This is a genomic window from Corallococcus sp. CA054B, from assembly GCF_003611625.1.
Lineage (GTDB): Bacteria > Myxococcota > Myxococcia > Myxococcales > Myxococcaceae > Corallococcus > Corallococcus coralloides.
In genome coordinates this window covers 26,604-33,820 of sequence record NZ_RAVY01000104.1, presented here as the reverse complement: position 1 = coordinate 33,820, position 7,217 = coordinate 26,604, and the positions used below count along the sequence as shown (strand labels likewise).

Annotated in this window: 4 protein-coding genes; all 4 read right to left on the bottom strand. The window is 68.0% G+C overall.

The annotated features are described in order from the left end of the window. Positions 1–2,533, bottom strand: a 2,533-nt coding sequence (locus D7V80_RS23790) for a non-ribosomal peptide synthetase (RefSeq protein WP_120590335.1), incomplete at its 3' end; no start/stop codon positions are given. A 42-nt stretch (positions 2,534–2,575) separates the two neighbouring features. After that, entirely contained in the window at positions 2,576–3,607 is a 1,032-nt protein-coding gene (locus D7V80_RS23785) for a class I SAM-dependent methyltransferase (protein WP_120590334.1), read from the bottom strand. A gap of 26 nt (positions 3,608–3,633) precedes the next feature. Further along, on the bottom strand, positions 3,634–5,787 hold the full coding sequence (gene pabB, locus D7V80_RS23780) for an aminodeoxychorismate synthase component I (protein ID WP_120590333.1): 2,154 nt from the start codon (positions 5,785–5,787) through the stop codon (positions 3,634–3,636). 58 nt (positions 5,788–5,845) lie between these two features. Continuing rightward, complete coding sequence (locus D7V80_RS23775) at positions 5,846–7,213, bottom strand: Phenylacetic acid catabolic protein (RefSeq protein WP_120590332.1); 1,368 nt, start codon at positions 7,211–7,213, stop codon at positions 5,846–5,848. Positions 7,214–7,217: the final 4 nt, after the last annotated feature.

Sequence of the window (7,217 nt, the reverse complement as noted above, 5' to 3'; positions counted from 1 at the left end):
GGGCGAAGTCATACGGAAGCGACAGGCCCTCCTGGTAGCCCTGGAGCGTCTTCTTCCAGTAGTCCAGCTGACCGCCGAGGTCCTGCTTGCGCTGCCACACGGCGTAGTCCGCGTACTGGAGCGGCAGGGGCGGCAGGTTCGGCTGCGAGCCCGTCTCCGCCGCCACGTAGAACTCGTAGAGGTCCCGCAGCAGCAGGTCGATGGACCACCCGTCACAGATGAGGTGGTGCATGTTCAGCATGAACACGTGGTGCTCGGGCGTCACCCGCAGGACCGCGACCTTGAGCAGCGGCCCCTTCGCGAGGTCGAACACATGCCCCGCATGGGCCGCCACGCGCGCGGCGACCCCTGACGCGTCGACCTCCACCAGGGGGACTTCAATCCACAGCGAGTCGGCGATCCGCTGGACGGGATAGCCGCCGCCCTCGGGGACCACGAACGTCGTCCGGAAGGTCTCGTGGCGCGCCACCAGCCCGTTGATGGCGGCACGCAGCGCCGGCAGCGACAGCCCCTTGCCACGCATGTGACAAGCGAAGGCGACGTTGTAGCTGCTCCGCTGCTCGACCATGTGCTCGTGGATGAACCAGAGCCTCTCCTGGACGTACGACAGCGGAATCGCCTCGCCCCGGTCCGTCATGCTGATCAGCCCCTGGGTCGGGCCGTTGCGCTCGGCGAGCGCCGCGTCCACGGCGCTCGCGAACCCCTCCAGCACGGGGGTCTCGAACAGGGTGTTGATGGGCAGCTCCAGGTCGAACTTCTGCCGGATGCGCGAGAACATCTGCGCGGCGAGGAGCGAGTGGCCTCCCAGCTCGAAGAAGTTGTGCGTCACGCCGACGTCCACCGGCGCCCGGCCCTGGCTGAGGACGTCGCTCCAGATCTCGGCCAGCGCCTTCTCGGTGGGCGTGCGGGGCGGCACGTAGCCCTCGCTCTGCTGCTCCACCTTGGGCTCCGGCAGGCTCAGCCGGTCCACCTTGTCGTTGGGGAGCCGCGGCAGCGCCTCCAGGACCTGGAAGAGCGTCGGCACCATGTAGGCGGGCAGCGAGGCCGACAGGTAGTCGCGGATCTCCTGGATGGGCGCCCCGCCCTTCACCCTCGGCACGACGTAGGCGACCAGCTGCGGGTTGGTCCCGCCGAGCGGCCAGCCCACCACCGCCACCTCGTGCAGGTCGGGATGCGAGCCGAGGACCTTCTCCACCTGGCGCACGTCCACGCGGTACCCGCGGATCTTCACCTCGTAGTCCCGGCGCCCGAGGAACTCCAGGGAGCCATCCGGCAGGTAGCGGGCGAGGTCGCCCGTCTTGTAGAGGCGCGAGCCGTCGTTGGCGTGGGGGTTCGCGATGAACCGCTCCGCCGTCAGCTCGGGCAGGCCCCAGTAGCCGCGCGCGATGCTCAGGCTCTCCACGTACATCTCACCCATCGCGCCGACGGGCACCTTGCGGAGCTCTTCGTCGAGGACGAACACCCGCGTGTTGCGGATGGGACGCCCGATGGGCACGAAGCCCGTGTTGCCCGCCGGGTCCGCCGGGTCGCAGTAGGTGACGTCGTTGATCTCCGTGCAGCCGAAGATGTACCAGGGCGTCACCCACGGCATGGCGGCCCGGACCTTCGCCAGCAGCTCCGTGGGACAGGGCTCGATGGAGATGTACAGGTGGCGCAGCGAGCGAAGGCGCTCGTACGCGCCATTCAGGCTGGAGAGCAGCTCCGCCAGCTGCGAGGGGAAGGTGTAGAGCCGCGTGACGCGCGACTGCTCCAGCTCCCGGATGAAGCGGGGGACGTCGCGGACCGTCGCATCGTCGATGAAGACCTGCGGCACCCCCGACACCAGGCCCGCGAGGAGCTCCTTCACGGAGATGGCGAACGACGTGGACGTCTTCTGGGCCACGACCTCGTTCTCGCCGAACGGCACCCGCGCCAGCACCGAGTGCAGCCAGTTGAGGATCTGTCGGTGGGGCACCATGACGCCCTTGGGCAACCCGGCCGAGCCCGACGTGTACATCACGTACGCGAGCTGCTCCGGCGACACCCGCACCTTCGGGTCGCCCGACTCACGCGCCAGCAGCTGGGCGTCATCCAGGTGGATGCGCTGGTCCACGCCCCAGAGGAGGCGCTCGCCGAGCTGCCGGTTCGCCACCACCATCCGCGGATGGGCGTCCGTCAGGACCTGCTGCACGTAGTCGGCGGGGTACTGCGGATCCAGCGGGACGTAGCACCCGCCCGCCTTGAGGATTCCCAGGATGGCGATGAGCTGCTCGGCGGAGCGCTCGAACAGGACCCCCACGGGGACGTCCGGTCCGACGCCCAGCGCAAGCAGGTGATGCGCCAGCTGGTTCGCCCGCCGGTTCAGCTCCGCGTACGTCAAGCGCCCCTGGCCGCCGAGACACGCCGCGGCGTCAGGCGTCTTCCCGGCCTGGAGGTTGAACAGGTCCACCACGCTCCGGGACAGATCCAGCGACATGCCCGTCTCGTTCGAGCGGGAGATCACATTGGCGTCTTCGGAGTCGAGGAGGGCGAAGTCAGACAGTTTGGTGGCCATTCGAGATTCCCAGGAGGTCCTGTTACGAGATGTGGCTCGGAGCTACGCCTTGCCCTTCGTCGAGACGACGACCTTCTCCATCGCGGGAGGGATTGCCCTCAGCTCGACCTGGGCGTAGCCCGTGTTCTTGAACATCCGCTCCAGGTCGGAATAGGCATACGCCTCACCTCCCGGCGTGGTGCCGAGCATCATCATGCTGAACGTGGAGGCGAGCGGCGGTGACGTCCGGTCCTCGTTCGCGATGAACTCGAACGTCAGCACCCGGCCGCCCTCCTTCAGCGCGGCGTGGGCCTTCTTGAGGATGGCCTCACAGCCCGCCTCGTCGAAGTGGTGCAGGAAGTTCGTGAGGAGGATGACGTCCAGTCCCTCGCCGAAGTCCACCGTGAAGGCATTCCCGGGGCGGAACTCCACCCGGTCGAGCACGCCGGCCTTCGTCGCGTTCTCACGCGCGACCTGGAGCACGTTCTCCCAGTCGAGGAACGTCACCCGCGCCTTGGGATTGCGCTGGGCGATGGCCAGGCCGAAGAGGCCGTGGCCGGCGGCGACATCCAGCACCTTGAGCGGCTGATTGGCCTGACGGTCCGCCAGCTCCGCGAGGAGATAGGACGGCAGGGCCATCATCGGCGCCATCGCGCGCGCGAACTTCACCCACTGCGGATGGTCCGGCGCCACCACCCCCTGCTCCGGCAGGGTCAGCTCCCCCGTCCGCACCACGGACGCCAGGTCCTTGAAGCCGTCCATGATGTACGGGGACAGCAGGAAGTCGATGCTGCCGCCCAGATAGCCGGGCGACTTCTTGTCCAGGAAGAGGCCCATCTCCCTCGTGAGGAAGAAGACCTCACCGGCGTTCTTGAGGAACCCGATGGACACGAGGAACCGGCAGAGGATGCGAATGCCGCGCGGCGATGCGTTGCAGGCCTTCGCGATCTCCGCCAGGGTCTTGCCCTTCTCACCGACGACGTCGAACACGCCGAGCTCGATGGCGGCCTTGACCGCGGCGGTCCGGTAGTACGCATTGACCGTCGTGTAGAAGAGATCGAAAGAAAACGCGGGGGCTGGATTTGGAGCGTTCATCTGGCAGTCCGGGGTCTCGCTACGGCTCAGGAAGCGACCGCGGGGCCCTCGCCACGAAGGACCCTTCGCGGCTTTTCCTCCAGGCGCAGGACGCGGTCGTGCAGCTGGGGTTCGAAGGAGACGCCGGGCTCGCTGATGTACTGCCAGATGGGCCGGAGGATGGACTCCGCCTTGAGCAGGATCTCCTGAAACTCCCCCTCTGACTGGGACAGGTAGGTGATGGCACCGCCCGCGCCGAACCGCACGGTGGTGCCGTCATAGGACAGCGTGCGGATGGCGATGTTCAGGTCCGCGATCCGGTTGTACCCGAGGTAGCCGATCGTGCCGCAGTAGATGCCGCGGGGGCTCTTCTCCAGCCGATCGATGATCTCCATGGTGCGGATCTTCGGGGCCCCGGTGATGGAGCCGCCCGGGAAGACCGCGCGCAGCAGGTCCACGAGGCTGCACTCGGGCGTCAACGTGGACTCGACGGTGCTGACCATCTGATGGACCGTCTTGAAGCTCTCGATGTCCATCAGCTTGGACACATGCACGCTGCCCGGCACGGACACCCGCCCCAGGTCGTTGCGCATCAGGTCCACGATCATCAGGTTCTCCGCGCGGTCCTTCTCCGACGCGGCCAGATGGGCGGCGTTCGCGCGGTCGGTCGCGGGGTCTTCGGAGCGCGCGCAGGTCCCCTTGATGGGCTTCGTCTGGACGCGCCCGTCCTCATCCACCTTCAGGAAGCGCTCCGGGGAGGTGCTGAGGACGCAGGTCCTCCCCGTCTTGAGGAAGGCGCCGAACGGCGCGGGATTGCCCCGGCGCATGGACAGGTACAGCTCGACGGGGTCGAGCTTCAGGTCGAACGAGAAGCCGTTCGTCAGGCAGACCTCGTAGGACTCCCCGTCGACGATCTTCTCCTTGCAGCGCTCGATGGCGGCGAAGTAGTCCTCGCGGCCGCAGTCCATCGCGACCGAGATGGCTTTGCGCCCCAGGGGCTGGGGCGGACGGACGCCCTGCCCCAGCGACCTCAGGGCCTCCGCCGTCTCGTCCATCCAGCCGTGGACGCTCGCGCGCGACTCGGGCTCCGCGACGGCGACCAGCCACACCTCCCGCGTCACGTGGTCGAACGCGAGGAAGCGCTCCACGTGCATCCACAGGGAGTCGGGGATGGTGTTCTTGTGCGCCGTCGCGGCCCCGAACGCGGCCTTCATCTCGTAGGTCATGAAGCCGATGTGGCCGCCCAGGAACTCGAACGGCAGGCCGTCCGCGGGAGGAACCACGGTCCGGCTCTCGAGCGTCCGCTCCAGCGCCTCCAGATGCCGCTCGGCGCCACGGTCCACCGGCGCCCCGGCGGCGCTGTACGTCAGCAGGGCCTTCTCCGGCACGCTGCCCATGAAGGAGAAGCGGGACATTCCTTCCCGCACGGACTGACTGTCCAGCCAGAAGCAGTGGTCGCGGCCCGCGTACAGCCCCAGGAAGAGCGTCTCTGCCTCGAGCGACGTCGCCAGCCGCCGGGTGAAGGTCTGGAGCTCCCGCTTGCCGCTGTGCTCCCGCCTGGCGGCGCCGTTGCCGACAGCGACCTGGGGACGGCGGGATGGAACGTCCTTCCCCGCGTGGCGGTAGGCCTCATCACGGAAGTTGGAGATGAGCTGCATCCCGTGCGCCGTCAGGATCGACTCGGGATGGAACTGCACGCCCCACTTCGGACGGCTCACATGCCGCAGGCCCATGATGAGGCCACACTCCGTCCGGGCGGTGACGCGCAGGCATTCGGGGAGCGACTCCGGACGCACGACGAGCGAGTGGTAGCGCACCGCGGAGAAGCTCGGCGGCAGCCCCTTGAACACGCCCGTGCCGTCGTGGTGGACGGTGGTCGTCCTGCCGTGGAAGGGAACCGGGGCGTGGGTGATTTCGCCGCCGTAGACGTACGCCAGCCCTTGATGCCCCAGGCAGACCCCGAGCACCGGGAACTCATCCTGCACCAGCGCGTCTCGCGAGACGTTGAAGTCTTCCGGCTGGGTCACCGAGCCCGGGCCCGGTGAGACCACGACGCACCCGAAGGAGCCCAGGGCCTTGAGCTGGGCCCAGGTGTACTGGTCGTTGCGGACGACCAGCGGTTCGCTCCCGAACGTCTGCGCAACGTAGTCCGCCAGGTTCCAGGTGAACGAGTCGTAGTTGTCAATGATGAGGCAACGCATGTGATGAGGGCTCTCTCCAGGCGTCGGCTGCGTAATCAACGACAGGCACCACTCCGGCTCACTCGGCGCTCCGGCCCTGGACCAGGGAGTTCAGCCGCGTCGCCGCCGGGGAAATCCACGAGGCGAACTGGCCGGGCGTCAGCTCCCGCTGCATCAGCGAGCGGACGTTCGCGAGCTCGCGAGACGTCGGGAAGTACTCCGCGGCCTTCACCGCCGCGCCGCGGGGCAGGAGCTTTCCGTCAAGGTCAAAGGGCAGACCGGCGCACGGGCCATAGGCGCGGCTGAAGCGCTCGTGGGGCAGGCGCAGCTGGAAGTCGATGCCCAGCGCTCTCAGGCTCGCATTCCAGCGGTCGACCTGCGTCTGGACCTCGGCGATGAACTGCCGCCGCATGATGGCGTTGGTCGCCCACTCCCCCGCGACCTCCGTGACGGCGACGCGGTCGCCCACCCGGGCATCAATGGGGACGATCTGCGACTCGCCACCCACGAAGTTCCTCGGCCGCCGGAGCCCTGCCCGGAAGAGCTCGTGGGAGCGCTCGGAGTCATCATTGCCGAAGAGGTCGAAGACCTTCGGCGCCCAGTAGTTGAGGTACCGCTGGATGACGGGGAAGGGAATCGCCCCCGCGGCGAACGTCTCGAGCGTCCCCTCGCGCAGGGTGACCTCGGCGGTCCTGGCCAGCACGCGGTCCAGGCCCACCGCGCCGAAGGAGATGTGGAGGGGCTCCTCGAACATCATGAACTTCGCCGCCCGGGCCAGCGGGGCGAACGAGGACTCGGTCACGGCCTGGATCTGGTACTTGCCCACCCGGTCGGCCAGGAAGCACCACATGAAGTGGGAGAGCCAGTCCTCGGTCGGGTAGTTGAACGCCTCCAGCAGGCGCGGGTTCTTCGGGTCACCGCTCATGCGCTCCAGGAGCGCTTCGGCTTCGACGACTCCGTCCGCGCCGAAGTGGGCGAGCAGCAGGTGGACCATGGACCAGGTGTGACGTCCCTCCTCGAGGAAGAACTGGAACACGTTCTCCAGGTCCGGCTCGCTCGGCGCCGTCTGCGTCAGCGTCCGGCTCTGCTCGACGGCGGCGTTCTCCACGTCCGCCTGCACGCAGATGTGCTGCAGGAGCAGCGTGCGGTATTCGCCCGGGACCTCCTCCCACACCTTCTTGCCCTGATGGTCGCCGAAGGCGATCGCGTCCTGCCCCGTCGGCACCATGAAGATGCCCCAGCGGTACTCGTCGGGACGCATCGAGGAGTACTCGGCCCAGTCCACGCCGTTGACCGACCCCGTGGGCCGGCGGATGCGCATCTGTCGGTCGAGGAACTCGGTGGGCCCCCGCTCGCGCCACCACTTGTAGAACTTCGTCTGGTACGAGGCGATCTGCCGTGCGAGCTGCGACTGCCCGTCGAGGCCGATGTTGTTGGGAAGTGGCATGGTG